At 58.8% G+C, this 15,648-nt stretch carries 11 protein-coding genes; 8 read left to right on the plus strand and 3 right to left on the minus strand.

The window, feature by feature from the left end:
* Positions 1-247 precede the first annotated feature (247 nt).
* The 3 genes from QKE19_RS07740 to QKE19_RS07750 all read left to right on the plus strand — a co-directional run bounded on the left by QKE19_RS07740 (position 248) and on the right by QKE19_RS07750 (position 4,067).
* Entirely contained in the window at positions 248-2,083 is a 1,836-nt protein-coding gene (locus tag QKE19_RS07740; RefSeq protein ID WP_347890736.1) for a phosphoenolpyruvate carboxykinase (GTP), read from the plus strand.
* 112 nt (positions 2,084-2,195) lie between these two features.
* Complete coding sequence (locus tag QKE19_RS07745) at positions 2,196-2,669, plus strand: Rrf2 family transcriptional regulator (protein ID WP_070595680.1); 474 nt, start codon at positions 2,196-2,198, stop codon at positions 2,667-2,669.
* A 201-nt stretch (positions 2,670-2,870) separates the two neighbouring features.
* Positions 2,871-4,067, plus strand: a complete 1,197-nt coding sequence (locus QKE19_RS07750; RefSeq protein ID WP_049171798.1) for a globin domain-containing protein — start codon at positions 2,871-2,873, stop codon at positions 4,065-4,067.
* Between the two features lie 115 nt (positions 4,068-4,182).
* Here QKE19_RS07750 and QKE19_RS07755 read toward each other — a convergent pair whose 3' ends face one another.
* On the minus strand, positions 4,183-5,289 hold the full coding sequence (locus QKE19_RS07755; RefSeq protein WP_065421657.1) for a nitronate monooxygenase: 1,107 nt from the start codon (positions 5,287-5,289) through the stop codon (positions 4,183-4,185).
* 111 nt (positions 5,290-5,400) lie between these two features.
* On the minus strand, positions 5,401-7,140 hold the full coding sequence (gene betA, locus QKE19_RS07760) for a choline dehydrogenase (RefSeq protein WP_347890738.1): 1,740 nt from the start codon (positions 7,138-7,140) through the stop codon (positions 5,401-5,403).
* Between the two features lie 348 nt (positions 7,141-7,488).
* On the opposite strand from betA, the gene betT reads away from it, so the two are divergent.
* From betT to QKE19_RS07775, 3 genes are all read left to right on the plus strand, one after another.
* Positions 7,489-9,669 (plus strand): choline BCCT transporter BetT, encoded by a 2,181-nt coding sequence (gene betT / locus QKE19_RS07765; protein ID WP_049190998.1) that lies wholly within the window; start codon positions 7,489-7,491, stop codon positions 9,667-9,669.
* Positions 9,670-11,238, plus strand: coding sequence for an aldehyde dehydrogenase family protein (locus tag QKE19_RS07770; protein ID WP_049171791.1), 1,569 nt, complete (start codon positions 9,670-9,672; stop codon positions 11,236-11,238).
* Positions 11,239-11,381: 143 nt separating this feature from the next.
* Positions 11,382-12,200 (plus strand): CDP-alcohol phosphatidyltransferase family protein, encoded by an 819-nt coding sequence (locus QKE19_RS07775; RefSeq protein ID WP_347890739.1) that lies wholly within the window; start codon positions 11,382-11,384, stop codon positions 12,198-12,200.
* Here QKE19_RS07775 and QKE19_RS07780 read toward each other — a convergent pair.
* On the minus strand, positions 12,197-13,216 hold the full coding sequence (locus tag QKE19_RS07780) for a hypothetical protein (protein WP_347890740.1): 1,020 nt from the start codon (positions 13,214-13,216) through the stop codon (positions 12,197-12,199). The two genes, QKE19_RS07775 and QKE19_RS07780, sit on opposite strands and share 4 nt — an antisense overlap.
* Before the next feature lie 204 nt (positions 13,217-13,420).
* Between QKE19_RS07780 and QKE19_RS07785 the strand changes: the two genes are divergently transcribed.
* Positions 13,421-14,905, plus strand: coding sequence for a YeeE/YedE thiosulfate transporter family protein (locus QKE19_RS07785; protein WP_347890741.1), 1,485 nt, complete (start codon positions 13,421-13,423; stop codon positions 14,903-14,905).
* A gap of 76 nt (positions 14,906-14,981) precedes the next feature.
* Positions 14,982-15,648 (plus strand): YdhK family protein (locus QKE19_RS07790; protein WP_347890743.1); only part of this gene is annotated, 667 nt, incomplete at its 3' end.

Below are 15,648 nucleotides of genomic sequence, written 5' to 3' on the forward strand. Positions count from 1 at the left end.
ATGGGGGTAACTGCACCCAAAGGGTTAATGGTTGTAAATTTATGTGGTGAGGCTGGCCTTATTCGCTGGTTATGGCCATAAATGAACAGGTCGCAAGAATGGGGCGAGGAAAATTATTTGTTGTAAAGCCGTGATGTAACGGCTTGCAAATGAGGGAACGAGCCGATTGTCGATGTGGGGCCCGGCAACTTTCGGTATCCCCCGGTAGCCTTAAATTAAGACGCGAATCAATGAGTCAGGAGAACTGATGTCCGCACCTTCTATTCCTGGTCTCGAGGGCCAGGCCCCGACCGAGAACGCCGAACTGCTGCGCTGGATTGCTGAGGTCGTAGAACTGACCCAGCCAGACAAGGTTGTCTTTGCTGATGGCTCGGAAGAAGAGTGGAACCGCCTTACCCAGGACCTGGTTGATAAGGGAACTCTTATCAAGCTGAATGAGGAAAAGCGCCCGAACTCTTTCCTTGCCCGCTCTAACCCGAAGGACGTTGCTCGTGTGGAGTCCCGCACGTTCATCGCTTCTGAAAAGGAAGAGGATGCTGGCCCGACCAACAACTGGGCGGATCCGGTCGAGCTGAAGAAGGAAATGACCGAGCACTACCGCGGTTCCATGAAGGGTCGCACCATGTTCGTCGTTCCGTTCTGCATGGGTCCGATTACCGACCCGGAGCCGAAGCTGGGTGTTCAGCTGACCGACTCGGAGTACGTGGTTCTCTCCATGCGAATCATGACCCGCATGGGTCAGGATGCCCTGGACAAGATTGGTCCGGACGGAGACTTCGTCCACGCTCTGCACTCCGTTGGCGCTCCGCTGGAGGAGGGCCAGGAGGACGTTGCATGGCCGTGCAACGATGAGAAGTACATCACCCAGTTCCCGGAGACCAAGGAGATTTGGTCCTACGGTTCCGGCTACGGCGGAAACGCCATCCTGGCCAAGAAGTGCTACGCACTGCGTATCGCTTCGGTCATGGCTAAGGAAGAGGGCTGGATGGCCGAGCACATGCTCATCCTGAAGCTCACCAACCCAGAGGGCAAGGCCTACCACATCGCCGCTGCATTCCCGTCTGCATGTGGTAAGACCAACCTGGCTATGCTGACTCCGACCATCGAGGGCTGGAAGGCCGAGGTCGTCGGTGACGACATCGCATGGCTGAAGTTCGGTGAGGACGGCCGCCTGTACGCTGTCAACCCGGAGAACGGCTTCTTCGGTGTTGCACCGGGTACCAACTACTCCTCCAACCCGAACGCCATGAAGACCATGGAGGCCGGTAACACCCTGTTCACCAACGTCGCACTGACCGACGATGGCGACGTCTGGTGGGAAGGCATGGAAGGCAAGCCGGAGCACCTCATTGACTGGAAGGGCAATGACTGGACTCCGGATTCCGACGAGCTGTCCTCGCACCCGAACTCCCGTTACTGCACCCCGATTTCGCAGTGCCCGGTCGCTGCACCGGAGTATGACGACCCGCAGGGTGTCCCGATCGACGCCATCCTGTTCGGTGGCCGCCGCCCGGACACTGTGCCGCTGGTAACCCAGGCACTGTCCTGGAACCACGCAACCTTCATCGGTGCAACCCTGGCTTCCGGCCAGACCGCTGCTTCCGCTGAGGCCAAGGTCGGCTCCCTGCGTCACGACCCGATGGCAATGCTGCCGTTCATTGGCTACAACGTCGGTGACTACCTACAGCACTGGATCGACATGGGCGCCAAGGGCGGCGACAAGATGCCAGAGGTCTTCCTGGTCAACTGGTTCCGCCGTGGCGAAGACGGCCGCTTCCTGTGGCCGGGCTTCGGTGACAACTCTCGCGTTCTCAAGTGGATCATCGACCGCATTGAGGGCCGTGTTGGTGCCAAGGAGACCGTTGTTGGTCACACCGCTAAGGCAGAGGACCTGGACCTGACTGGCCTGGACATCGACTTTGAAGATGTCAAGGAAGCCCTGAAGGCACCGGCTGCTAAGTGGCAGGGTGACCTGCCGGACAACGAGGAGTGGCTGAAGTTCCTCGGCGACCGCGTTCCGCAGGAGGTCTGGGACGAGTTCGAGGCTCTGAAGGCTCGTATCGAGAAGAGTCTGCAGGACTAAGATCTTGCTAGCTAGCCTTGCTAAAAGCTAGAACCTAGAACCACCCCCTTGTTGCCCGAAGTGGCTGGCAAGGGGGTGGTTTGTGCAGTACAACGATGAAGGATGACACGCAATGCAACTAACGCTTTTCTCTGATTTGAGCCTGCGTGTCATCACTTTGATGGCGATGGGGGAGCTGGGGCGCAAATACACCGCTGCCGAGGTAGCGGAGTCTCTCAATGCGTCTCGCGCGCATGTTTCCAAGGTTGTCTCGCGGCTTGTGGAGCTCGGCTTCTTGGAAGCGGTCAAGGGGCGCAATGGTGGCATCTATCTGCGAGATTCGGCTACGGAAAAATCCGTCGGCAAGCTGCTGCGCACTCTGGAAAACAACGAGGTCGTCGATTGTGTCGGCACTGACTGTCCATTGCTGCCGACGTGCCTGTTGCGTGGCAAGTTAGCGGCTGCACAGGAGGCGTTCTTCGCGGCACTCGATCCGGTGTTGATTGCTGATCTCATTCCCGCCAAGTCGGTTGATGGTGCGGATGGTGATACTTCCGAGGGAGGTAGCTTGTCTGAGGGGTCGAGGCTCAATATTCGTCCGGTTTAGGTGGTTTAGGCGTAGAACTGAAGGCCTAATCTCGATTTGAAAAGAGCTGAGAGTGGTGCTGTCGAAGCTTGTCTGTCAAGACTTTTGGCGGCGCCGTTTCTGCAGCTAAAAGCGGTTGATTCGCAACTGCAAAGACTAGTTTTGGCGCCAACAAACAATATTGCGCAAACAAAATGCGCAATATGGTGATAGTGTGAAGTCATGCCAAACCTGAATGTCAACAAGAACGGCCTGACTCCAGAGCAGGCCGAAGTCGTCACCCAAACCCTGCCCGTCGTCGGTGCCAACATCGAGAAAATCACGCCGAACTTCTACAACCGGATGTTCGCTGCTCACCCCGAACTCATTGCCGATACCTTCAACCGCGGCAACCAGAAGCAGGGGGCTCAGCAGAAGGCGCTGGCGGCATCCGTCGCTACCTTCGCAGCTACGCTGGTCGACCCAGACGCTCCTGCCCCGGAAGAACTGCTTTCCCGCATCGGCCACAAGCACATTTCCGTTGGCATCAAGCCGGAGCAGTACCCAATCGTGCACAAGCACCTCTTCGATGCCATCGAGGAAATCCTCACCCCAGAGGTCTTTCAGGGGGCTGTCCGCGACGCATGGGATGCCGTCTACCTGGAGATGCAGCGTGTTCTCATCGACTTCGAGAAGGGGCTCTATGACGACCTCGGCGTCGAAGCAGGTGATGTTTTCCGCGCCGCTCACGTCGTCTCTCGTGAAGAGCGCGGTGATGATGTCGCAGTATTCTCCGTCAAGCTTGACGACGAAACCCCCGTTTCCTACCTCCCGGGACAGTACATTTCCGTGCGTCAGACCATGCCGGACGGCGCCGGCCAGCTACGTCAATACTCTCTGGTCGGCGGCAAGGAAGGTGTTCTGACCTTCGCGGTTCGTCGTGTCGATGCCTCTGAGGACCTGCCGGCTGGCGAAGTTTCCACACAGCTGTGGGAAAAGGTGCAGCCGGGCGATGCCATCGAGATCTCTCTGCCGGCAGGTGACCTGGTGTTGGACACCAAATCAAACGACCCGGTGGTGCTTATTTCCGCAGGTATTGGTGCCACTCCCATGATCGGCATGTTGGATGCCCTGGTGGCTGGCGACTCTAAGCGAGATGTTGTCGTCCTCCACGCGGACCGTGCAGAAACCGCAGATGCCCTGCGCGCAGAGCGTGACAATGCTGTCGCCGCTCTGACCAATGCTCGCCAGCAGGTGTGGTACGAGCCGGATTTGATGAATCTGGCGGATGCGGAGCTGCCGGAGGGCGCTCAGTTCTACCTCTGTGGTGGCAACGGCTTCCTGCAGGCCATTCGCCAGCAGCTCGCCGATCGCGGTGTTGCTCGCGATAACGTTCACTTCGAGCTGTTCAGCCCGAACGATTGGCTGCTAGACGCTTAACGCCACAACCGCGCCGTCGCCATAAAAGTCGTCGTCACAAATAAAGTCAAATGACCAGCCGCGATATATGTCCGGGGCTGGTCATTTTGCAGTTTGTAGCATCGGCGGCTTCGTATTACTCGGCCAAGCCGGAAAGCTCCGCAACAACATCCGCCGCATATTGATTCGTGCACTGCGCAAACGCAATACCTGCCCACAAATTGAGATACTCGGGATCGACGGCCTTATTCGCCGCGCCGCGAAGCGGTGTGGTCAAGTAGTGCAGTTGCGGGTAAAGCTCCGGCGCGACCCTAGAAAACTCCCGGGTAAACGTGTTCTCGATGGCACGCGCTGGCTTGCCGGAAAAAGCATGAGTCAAAACGGTGTCACGCCCCACCAAATCACGCAGTGCCCGTCGGTGCGTCTCCTTCGTACCCGCCTCCGCGGTGGTGAGGAACCGTGTGCCAGCTTGCACAGCCACCGCGCCGGCTTCCACAAGCTTGACGACGTCCTCTCGGTTACCCACCCCACCAGCGGCGATGATGGGAACATTGGTAACTGCACATGCTTCGGTGACTGCTTGGGCGAGCTCTTCCACAGAGGCCCCAATGCTGTCGGACGAATCCTTCCCCTTCACAAATGCGCGGTGCCCACCCGCAGCTAGTCCCTGCAGGACAATGCGATCAGCGCCAGCCTTCGCCGCCGCCTGTACACCCTCAATTGAGGTCGCATTCAAAATCACTTTGCGGCCTGATTCCTTTACCCGAGCAATGACCTCGTTATCTGGGTAGCCAAAGGTAAAGGAGACGAACTTCAGGGCATCGGGATTGGGCAGAAAGTCATCAGCGAGAATTGCCTCGACTTTCGCCGAGAAGTAGTCATCTGACCAGGTCGGAGTGTCAGGCAAGTCGATGTCGAAGTGGGCAGCGGCCGGCGCCAGACGATTACGAAAAGCGGTCCACTGAGCAAGTTCCTCCTCTGAGGTTCCGATACCGGCGTCAGCAGTGTTGGGGCAGAAGAGGTTGATGCCGAAACCTTTGCCGTCGTCAAGCAGTGCGCACGTCTTCCGTGCTTGTTCAGTGAGCTTTTCGACAGTGAGATATCCGGCGGCAAGGGTGCCAACCCCGCCAGCATTGGAAACGGCAGCGACGAGTTCGGGCGTGGATGGGCCACCGGCCATCGGCGCCAAAATGATTGATGAGCGTCGGAGGTTTTCGAGTGTCTGCGAGGTTGTACTGCTCATAGGGGCGAGAGTAACACTAAGGCCGGATTCCCCCGCGTGGGAGAACCCGGCCAATGCCGACGAACGACGTTGCGCAATAGACGCCGCGCTACCGCCTCAAGAACTCAAGAACTACTTGGTGCTCTCCGGCGGATCCAGCGGCATACCCTGGCCAGCGCGGTAGAACGGAATGTCCTGCGGTGCCAGCGGGGTCTTGCCGGCGATGAGGTCAGCGGCCTTTTCGGCAATCATCATAGTCGGTGCGTAGATATTGCCGTTGGTGATGCCCGGCATGACCGAAGCGTCAACCACGTAGAGGCCCTCGGTGCCGTGGACCTGCATGGTCTCCGGATCGACCACGGCCATCTCGTCGGAGGCCGGCCCCATCTTGCAGGTGCAGGATGGGTGCAGGGCGGTCTCGGCATCCTTGCGGACCCACTCGAGAATTTCCTCGTCGGTCTGCACATCTGCACCCGGGGAAATCTCGCCGTCGGTGTACTCCTTCATGGCCGGAGTGTCCAGCAACTTACGGGAGACCTTCACAGCCTCGACCCATTCACGGCGGTCCTGATCAGTGGACAGGTAGTTGAACAGGATCGACGGCTTGACCTTGATGTCCGAGGAGGTGATGTGGACATGGCCACGGGCATCCGAGTACATCGGACCAACGTGGAACTGGAAACCGTGCGGGCTATCGATCTTCGTGCCGTCGTAACGCATGGCCAGCGGCAGGAAGTGGAACATCAGGTTCGGGTAGGGCTCGTTGTCGTTGGAGCGCGCGAAACCGCCACCCTCGAAGTGCGACGTTGCCACCGGGCCCTTGTGGGTGAGCATCCACCACAGACCGATGAACGGCCAACGCCACTTCTCCAGGTACGGCTGTGAAGACACCGGCTGGGTGGCGTTGTACTGAATGTAGACCTCCAGGTGGTCCTGCAGGTTCTCGCCGACACCAGGCAGGTGCTTGACGACGTTCACTCCGGCGGCATTCAGAATCTTCTCATCGCCAACGCCGGAGACCTCGAGCAGCTGCGGAGAGTTGAAAGCGCCACCGCAGAGGATGACCTTGTCTGCTCGCACCTGGTGTGTACGACCCTTCCAGGTGTACTCGATGCCGACGGCCTTGGTGCCCTCGAAGAGGATGCGGGTGGCTTCTGCGCGGGTGCGGAGCTCCAGATTTGGACGCTGCAGGACTGGGTGCAGGTATGCGCGGGCAGCGGAGAGGCGACGGCCCTTGTCGATGTTCGCGTCGAAGGGACCGAAGCCCTCCTGGCGGTAGCCGTTGACGTCCGGGGTGTAGTTGTAGCCGGCCTGCTGGACAGACTTGAAGAAGGCCTTGAACAGCGGAGAATCGGCCGGACCGCGCTTCATGCGCAGTGGGCCGTCGTGGCCACGGCGCGGGTCGTCCTTGTCGGAGCCGAGCGCATTTTCCATGCGCTTGAAGTACGGCAGAACGTGGTTCCAGCCCCAGTTCTCCAGCCCCTTGGTGTCGCCCCACTTGTCGTAGTCCATGGGGTTACCGCGCTGGTAAATTTGGCCGTTGATGGAGGAGGAGCCGCCGACGACCTTGCCGCGGGCGTGGTAGATGCGGCGACCGTTCATCTCCGGTTCCGGCTCGGATTCGTACTTCCAGTCGTAGTACTTGTTACCGATTGGGAAGGAGAACGCCGAAGGCATGTGAATGTAGAGATCCCAGAGGGAGTCCATGCGGCCGGCCTCGAGTACGAGCACCTGCTGAGCGTGGTCTGCGGACAGCCGGTTAGCCAGCACAGAGCCGGCAGAGCCCGCGCCAACGATGACGACGTCGCGGTGTTCGACTGTGGTGTTGCCATTCTTTTTACCGAAGTTGAAGACAGCCGGGAAAGCTCCCATGTTCTGGTGTACCTCCGTAGGTTGTTTGCCGATGCATATCGGAATGGTTTTCAAGGACTGTGATAAGCCCCGATAAGCCCCAAGTAATATTTAAAGGCGGGCCCTATATATTGATATTGGAATAAGTGGCCGGAGGCGTATCTCAAATCCCCTTCACCTATATAGAATGCCACACAATTGGTATTCAATTCCAGTTGGAATGATTTTAAACGTCTTGAAAACTGGGTAAATATGCAGGTGAAGGTGTTGATGTTGGTATTGGAGAATTCTTCTGAATCGATTCTTAAACTTGAGGGATTATTCAAACTAGGTATGCTGGGTTAGTTCCCGAATCTGAAGGATTTTCCTATGTCTGATACTCCGCCAACTGAGAAGGTAACGGAGGAAAAATCTGGATCGTCGCAAGGAATGCAGCGATCGCAGTCGGCCCCTCCACAACAAGCGCAAGCGAGTGTGACCTCCGAGCCTGAGGTCAACTGGCCTGTATTTATTATTTCAGGTGTTGGCATTCTTGCCATTGCCCTGTGGGCTATTTTTGCCCCGGACAATGCAGCGGACACCCTAGCTGGCATTGTCGCCTGGGTATCGAAGAACTTCGGCTGGTTCTATATTGTGACCGCGACGGTGGCAGTGCTCTTCATGCTCTACGTCGCTATCTCGCGAACGGGACAGATTAAGCTCGGCCCCGATCACGCCAAGCCTCAGTTTGGTCTGTTCTCCTGGGCCTCTATGCTCTTTGCGGCGGGTATCGGCATTGACCTGCTCTTCTTCTCGGTAGCGGAGCCGGTGGCACAGTTTTATGGCCCGCCGACCGGAGACGCGGAGACCATCGAAGCTGCACGTCAGGCAGTGGTGTTCACGCTCTTCCACTATGGCGTGACCGGTTGGGCACTCTACGCCCTGATGGGTATGGCATTCGGCTACTTCGCGTATCGCCTGAACATGCCGCTGACCATTCGTTCGGCGCTCTATCCGATTATCGGCAAGCGCATCCACGGCCCCGCTGGTGAAGCGGTCGAAATCGCGGCGATGCTGGGTACCGTTTTCGGTGTCGCAACCTCGCTGGGTATCGGCGTCGTCCAGCTGAATTACGGCCTGCGTGTGCTGTTCGGGGTGGATGAGAGTACGTCCTGGCAGATCGCTCTAATCGTCGTGGCCGTATCGGTGGCTATCGCCTCCGCAGTTTCCGGTGTCGACAAGGGAATTCGTCGTCTCTCGGAGCTCAACGTTGGCCTGGCCATCTGCTTGATGCTCTACATCCTGGTTACCGGCCGCACCGCGTTCCTGTTTGACGCACTGGTGATGAACGTCGGTGAGTACGTCTCGAAGTTCCCGTCCATGACTATGGATACCTACGCGTTCTCCGGAGCGCAGGAATGGTTGAACTCCTGGACCCTGTTCTTCTGGGCTTGGTGGGTGGCCTGGGCACCGTTCGTCGGTTTGTTCCTGGCTCGCATTTCCCGTGGCCGTAGTCTGCGTCAGTTTGTCGTCGGCACGCTGACCATTCCATTCCTCTTCGTTCTGATGTGGGTATCGGTGTTCGGTAACTCGGCTCTGGACCTGGTTATCGGTGGCGATTCGGAGTTTGGGCAGACTGCATTGGATTACCCGGAGCGCGCCTTCTACCTTCTGCTAGAGCAGTACCCGGCACCGATGTTGGTGGCGGCAGTCGCCTCCCTGATCGGTCTGCTGCTCTACATCACCTCGGCTGACTCGGCAGCACTGGTGATGAGTAACTTCACTTCGAAGATCACCGACACACAGCAGGACGGTAAGAAGTGGACCCGTATTTTCTGGGCTGTCGTGGTCGGTGTGCTGACCATCGCGATGCTCTACGTCGGCGGTATTCCGACACTGCAGTCCGCGACGATTGTGATGGGCCTGCCGTTCGCCTTTGTCATCTATCTGGTGATGTATGGCCTCTTTAAGTCGCTGCGACTGGAGCTGCTGCAACAGGATTCGACACGTCGAGCCCTCCATGGGGCGATGTCGGGCCGCGCCGTAGATGGCGAACAGGGCGACTGGCGTAAGCGACTTGCCCGCTCCATGTCCTTCCCGGGCAAGAAGCCAGTCATGCGCTACCTCGACCGAGTGGTACAGCCCGCGCTTGAACAGGTGGCAGAAGCTATCAGGGATCGTGGCGGCGAAGTGACGCTGCACCGTGAACCAGCAGAAGAAGTTGGCATCGACCAGATTGACCTGCAGGTCGGTTTCGGCGAGGAGATGAGCTTCCGCTACCAGGTCTATCCGGTTGAACACTTGACGCCGTCTTTCGCTGGCCTGGTACACCTGGACAGTGATGCTGATATTTACTACTACCGTCTCGAGGTCTTCACGCTTACCGGCTCGCTCGGCTACGACGTCTATGGCTACACCCAAGAGCAGCTGATTTCCGACGTCCTCGACCTCTACGAACGGCACTTGGAGTTCCTGCATATGCAGTCTGATCTCCCGGGCACCTCAGATCTGTCCGATAATGCCGAACCTGTCCGCGAATGGTCTGATGACTACGCCAAGGAGGATTCCTAAATGACCTTTAAGCCTTCCACTACTGATAAGGCTCTCGCAACCGAGACCGCCAAATCTCACGAAGGGGCCGCCACGCTGTTTATCAACGGCACCTGGTCCGCTGCAGCCGCTGGCAATACTCGCACCATCGAGTGCCCGGCCGACGGCTCTTTCATCGCCGAGGTCGCAGAAGCAGACGCAACCGACACCGAGCGCGCCATCGCCGCCGCCGACGCTGCTTTCCGACGTACCGGAGAAGGTTCCTGGGCATCCTGGAGCACAGCTGAGCGCAGCAAGTTGGTACTCGATATCGGAGCTGCCATCAGGCAGCGCAAGGACGAATTTGCCTGGGCAGAGGCTATGGATACCGGCAAGCGCCTGCCTGAGGCGGCAGCCGATATGGATGACATCATTGCCTGCTTTGAGTACTTCGGGAAGCTCGCGGGCAATGATGCCGGTCGTCTCGTGGATGCGGATGACCCGTCCGTCGTCGCGCGTATTGTGCGTGAACCTGTTGGTGTCTGTGGTCTGATTACGCCGTGGAACTACCCACTGCTGCAGACCGCATGGAAGGTCGCACCGGCGCTGGCCACGGGCAATACCTTTGTGCTCAAGCCGGCGGAGCTGACTCCGCACACAGCAATTCTACTCATGCACGTCATCGATGATCTGGGTGTTCCGGCGGGCGTTGCCAACCTCATTACCGGAGCTGGTGCCGAAGCGGGCGCACCGCTGTCCTCGCATCCGAAGGTGGACATGGTCTCCTTCACTGGCGGTCTTGTCACTGGCAAGATTATTGCTGGTGAAGCGGCTAAGTCTGTGAAGAAGGTCGCGCTTGAGCTCGGCGGCAAGAACCCGAACATCATCTTCGCCGACGCCGATTACGAAGCCGCTTTGGACAATGCCCTCAATGCTGCGTTCCTGCACTCCGGTCAGGTGTGCTCGGCGGGCGCTCGCTTGATTGTGGAGGAGTCCATCGCCGAGAAGTTTGTCGACGATCTGGTCGAGCGCGCCGGACACATCCAGCTCGGCGGTCCGCTCGACGAGAAGGCCGAGACCGGTGCGCTGATTTCGAAGCAGCACCTGGATAAGGTCGCGGCATACGTCGATCGAGCTCGTGAGCAGGGCGCTCGTGTGCGCGTAGGCGGCGAGATCGCCACGGGCACCACCGCCGATGGTTCCGCCTCGCTTGCCGACGGCTACTTCTACCTCCCAACCGTGATTGACCAGGTCACCCGCGATATGGACTGCGTCCACGACGAAGCCTTTGGCCCGGTAGTGACGGTGGAGACCTTCACCACGGTTGACGAGGCCATCGAGATCGGCAACGACACCGAATACGGCCTGGCCGGTGCGGTGTGGTCATCCAACCGCGAGGTGTCTGAGCGCGTTTCCCGCGAGCTGCGTCACGGTACCGTCTGGATCAACGACTTTGGCCCCTACCTGCCACAGGCCGAGTGGGGTGGCTTTGGTCAGTCCGGTATTGGCCGCGAGCTGGGCCCGACCGGCCTGGAGGAGTACACCGAAGCCAAGCTGGTCTACGAGAACACAGCACCGGCTGTTACCGGTTGGTTCGAGGATCGTCGTTAAATAACTCGGAACAAGCCCGAGTAAAAATACGGGAAAACGACCCATCGGCCGTTATACTCACCGATTGAAAAAAATCGACTCTGCGCACAACTGCGATAAAGGTTTGCAGTTGTGCGCATTTTGTTCTCTAAAGGACATCTGCCGTGAACGCTACTACTCGCTCCGACAATGCCAGTTCTAGTACCGCCAGTGGGCCAGATACTGCCTGCGCCGATACTGCCAGCACCGCCGCGACCTTCACCCGCTTCACCTGGCGCCAGCATGTCATCGCCTGGGCTGTGCATGCCTTCACGCTGACCGGTTTGGTGTGGGCAACGCTGGCTGCGGTCGCACTGCTGGAGGGCAGCCCACATTGGATGTGGCTCTGGCTGGGCATTGCCCTCGTCGTCGATGGTGTCGACGGCAATATGGCGCGTAAGCATCACATCAAGGAAGTCGTCCCGTGGTTTAACGGCGCAGTGGTGGACAACATCGTCGACTATCTCACCTGGACCGCCATACCCGCGGCTTTCATGGTTATGTATCTGCCGCTGGGGCCACGGCCGTTGGCGATTGCCCTGATCATTTTGGTCCTGGTGTCGTCGATGTTCTGCTATGCCAACGAAGCCGCCAAGTCCGGCGACTACTACTTCGTTGGTTTCCCCGCCGCGTGGAATATCGTGGCGGTCTTGCTGTGGGTATGGAACGCGCCCATGGCGGTGTGTATCTCTGCCATTTTTATCTTCAGCGCAATGACGTTGGTGCCGCTGCACTACACGCATCCATTCCGCGTGGAACGCGGCCGGATTGCCAACATTGCCGCAACGTTCATCTGGATTGTCTCGACCGGCATGCTTATCGCAAGTGAGACGATGGCAGCGTCGTTAAGCAAGACGTCTATCCACGGGCTTGTGGCTGTCAACGTTGCCGCCGGTGCCTGGCTGATTATTGGCGGCGTGCGGCGCTCGCTTAGCGGTCGCTAGCGGCAGTTGGTGGGTGGTTGGCGCAGGATTGCGGAGATGGCGCGGTCGCGCAGCCAGCGGACGTATTCGACGGCGCAGGCTGCAACAATTAACGCAATGACAAAGATAGTGACCCACACCGGATAATCGCGCCCATTGGCCCAGAAGTAGACGTAAGGCGAGACGAAAGTCACTAGGGTGATCAGGAGCCCCAGCATTCTTCGGCCGAATGAGCGGCCGGTGATCATCTCGACAATTCCCCAGGTGTAGGGGATAGCGGTAATGATGTCGATGCTCCACAGCACCCAGACATTGCCATGGAATCCGGGGACGAAAACCACAGGTAGCGCGCGGAGCGAAGAGTAGACCATTACCACCAGATAGGCCAACACTTTCGGGTTGTAGAGCAGGCGCCACACGGGGTTGCGCTCGATGAGTTTGGTCCCGACTTTGCGTAGTGCATGCAGATCCTTTTGCTGCATGACCAGCGTATTTGTTCCCTCCAGCAGGTAAGCGAGCAGTTTTTGCTGCTCGAGACTGCCGTGTGCCCAGGCCTGTACCAGCTCGCTTGGCGAGATAGCGATGGGCACCAGTGGTTCTCCGCGCTGTTTCAGTGCAGTGGGAAGCTCGAGGGTACTGTCATCGAGCTTATCGACGGCCAGTTCCGGGCCCACCACATGAACGATGTCGCTACCGAGGATGTTTTGTACCTTGTCCACATCACTTTCGGGCAGCGAGCTGAACCAGAGTAGCTGCCGGGAGGAAATCGCCATTCGCAAGGCGGTACCCAGAGCTTCTGCCGCGTCATCGATGGCGTAAAAGTCCTGCGTGTTGGTGTGGGCGAGTGAACGCAAGCTGTCGATTATTGCGACATTTTTGGCATTGAGCTCGCTGAGGCGGGCCACGCCGGAAATATCGATGACCGCCTGAGGATCAAGGGCGAAAGCATGGGTAAAAGGAAGGTCGAGTATCGAGCGCATCGCAAGGAACCGCTGGTGTCGCTGGTGTCCAACCAGGGCTGAATTCTGTGCGCTCATAGTGTTTTAGCTTGCCACAACTTGCGCTTCTCACCAGCAACTATACGGTTCGGTCTGTCTATTGGCAGGTGTTCTACCCTATGAAAACTTCATTAAGTTGGACTTTTTTCGCTGTGTAGAGTAGCTTCTAATCCACTAATAGACAGGTCTGTTCATTATGGCTTTGATGGCGGACTGGCTCATAATTTTAGGAGAAACACTCTCATGCTCATTTCAGGACTAGCGCTGGGTGCCGTGCTCGGCTTTGTTATGCAGCGAGGACGCTTCTGCGTCACCGGCTTCTTGCGCGATATCTTCACTCAGCGCAGCTGGCGCGGCTTTGTCGCCCTGCTGATTGTTATTTCCGTCCACGCCATCGGCCTGGCCGCACTGACCAGCGCCGGCGTGATTACTCCCGAATACAACGAGCTGGCACCGCTGGCCGTTATTGTCGGTGGCGTTATCTTCGGACTTGGTATCGTCCTGGCCGGTGGCTGCGCCTCGGGTACCTGGTACCGCTCCGGTGAGGGCCTGATCGGCTCCTGGATCGCACTGGTCTTTTACGCCCTATCCGCTGCTGCCATGAAGACTGGCTTCCTCAACGGCCTGCAGGATTCCCTGAAGGAACGCACCGTCGGCCTGACCAGCATTCACGCCTCTCTGGGCATTAGCATCTGGCCACTGGTCATCGCGCTGAGCGCCGTCACGGCATACTTCGCTGTCCGCTTCCTGCGCGAAGAATTCTCCGGCCCGCGTCCGGTGACTCTGGCGCCGCGCAAGACCGGCCTGGCACACATCCTGGCCGAAAAGCCCTGGCATGTTTACGCCACCGCCGCCATCGTCGGTGTGCTCGGCGTTATCGCATGGCCGCTGTCCGCTGCCACCGGCCGCAACGACGGCCTCGGCATCACGACTCCGTCCTCCAACCTCGCCAACTACGTTGTTACTGGTGACACCGAGCGTTTCGACTGGGGCGTCCTCCTCGTCCTCGGCATCCTCGTCGGCTCCTTCATCGCGGCCAAGGCCTCCGGTGAATTCCGCCTCCGCGTCCCGGACGCCACCCAGGGTGCACGCTCGGTCGTCGGCGGCATCTTCATGGGTGTCGGCGCTGCGTGGGCCGGCGGCTGCACCGTCGGTAACGGCATGGTTCAGACCTCGCTGTTCAGCTACCAGGGTTGGCTCGCACTGGCGTCCATCGCCGCAGGTGTCGCTATCGCCGCAAAGCTCTGGCTGAAGCCGTCCGCACCTTCGCTTAACGACGTCCCGAGCACCCCTTCCACCACCAACGACACAGCGGTATCGGCAACTGCTCCGGTCACTTCGGCTGCTACTTCGCCTGTGTCCCTGCCGGGTAGCGAAGGTGCCGGTGTCGCTGGCACCGAGGCCTCCCCGCTGGCGGGTGCCTTTACTGTCGCGCCGGTAGCGTTGCTCGACCGGAGCGTCGTCAAGCAGGAAGACGGCAAGCTCAAGCCACTGGGCGATGGGCGTTACGAGCTCGACACCGTCGGCGCGGTGTGCCCCTTCCCGCTGATCGAGGCCAAGGACGCGATCAACAAGATTGAGGTCGGCGAGGAGCTGGTGATTCCATTCGACTGCACCCAGGCCACGGATGCGATTCCGCGGTGGGCTGCGAAGGATGGCCACGAGGTCACCAATTTCGAGCAGACCGGTGAGGCTGGCTGGACTATCTCTGTTCGCCGAGGGCGATAAGTCCTGGTGACGCTGGGGGAGCGTTGTTAGGCTGAGGTCATAGATTGATTGACACCAACAACAAAGGAGCTCAACCATGGCAAAGAATATTCGACCACTAGATGCTCTCGTAGCCGCGGGTGCCGCCAGCGTCCTTGTGCTGGCCGGTTGCTCCTCCGATGATTCGGCTAGTACTGAGGCAAGCAGCACTGTTAGCGAGACCAGCTCTTCCGTGTCGGCCACCAGCACTGAGGGCCATGACGACATGGATGATATGGACGATGCCGATGATCATGGCGGTCATGGTGACCACGGTGATGACGCGATGGCCGGCCATGACCATCCGGCCGATGGTGGTCCGGCTCCAGAGGGAATGATTGCGGCGGACAACGCGAAGTTCCCGGTCGGCAGTGAAGTGCAGGTTCTCGCCGATCACATGCCGGGCATGAAGGGTGCAGAAGGCAAGGTTGTTGGTGTTTTCAACACCACTACCTACTCCGTTTCCTACACCCCGACCGATGGCAGTGAGCCGGTGAAGGACCACCGCTGGGTCGTTCATGAGGAGCTGGAGAACCCAGGCGAAGCACCGCTTGCCGACGGCTCCGAGATCACCATCAACGCCGAGCATATGGCGGGCATGAAGGGGGCCAAGGGCACTGTTGACTACTCCACCCAGGAGCCGGTGTACATGGTCGACATTGACGATGATGGTATGACCATGAAGAACCACAAGTGGGTTACTGAAAGCGAGCTTGCTCCGGAGG

This window comes from Corynebacterium sp. c8Ua_99, from assembly GCF_039907185.1.
GTDB classification, from domain to species: Bacteria; Actinomycetota; Actinomycetes; order Mycobacteriales; family Mycobacteriaceae; genus Corynebacterium; species Corynebacterium jeikeium_D.

What these genes read in the sequence shown, in the direction of transcription:
- QKE19_RS07740 (WP_347890736.1), top strand. Translation starts at nt 248, where the DNA reads ATGTCCGCACCTTCTATTCCTGGTCTCGAGGGCCAGGCCCCGACCGAG.
- QKE19_RS07745 (WP_070595680.1), top strand. Translation starts at nt 2,196, where the DNA reads ATGCAACTAACGCTTTTCTCTGATTTGAGCCTGCGTGTCATCACTTTG.
- QKE19_RS07750 (WP_049171798.1), top strand. Translation starts at nt 2,871, where the DNA reads ATGCCAAACCTGAATGTCAACAAGAACGGCCTGACTCCAGAGCAGGCC.
- QKE19_RS07755 (WP_065421657.1), bottom strand. Translation starts at nt 5,289, where the DNA reads ATGAGCAGTACAACCTCGCAGACACTCGAAAACCTCCGACGCTCATCA.
- betA (WP_347890738.1), bottom strand. Translation starts at nt 7,140, where the DNA reads ATGGGAGCTTTCCCGGCTGTCTTCAACTTCGGTAAAAAGAATGGCAAC.
- betT (WP_049190998.1), top strand. Translation starts at nt 7,489, where the DNA reads ATGTCTGATACTCCGCCAACTGAGAAGGTAACGGAGGAAAAATCTGGA.
- QKE19_RS07770 (WP_049171791.1), top strand. Translation starts at nt 9,670, where the DNA reads ATGACCTTTAAGCCTTCCACTACTGATAAGGCTCTCGCAACCGAGACC.
- QKE19_RS07780 (WP_347890740.1), bottom strand. Translation starts at nt 13,216, where the DNA reads ATGAGCGCACAGAATTCAGCCCTGGTTGGACACCAGCGACACCAGCGG.
- QKE19_RS07785 (WP_347890741.1), top strand. Translation starts at nt 13,421, where the DNA reads ATGCTCATTTCAGGACTAGCGCTGGGTGCCGTGCTCGGCTTTGTTATG.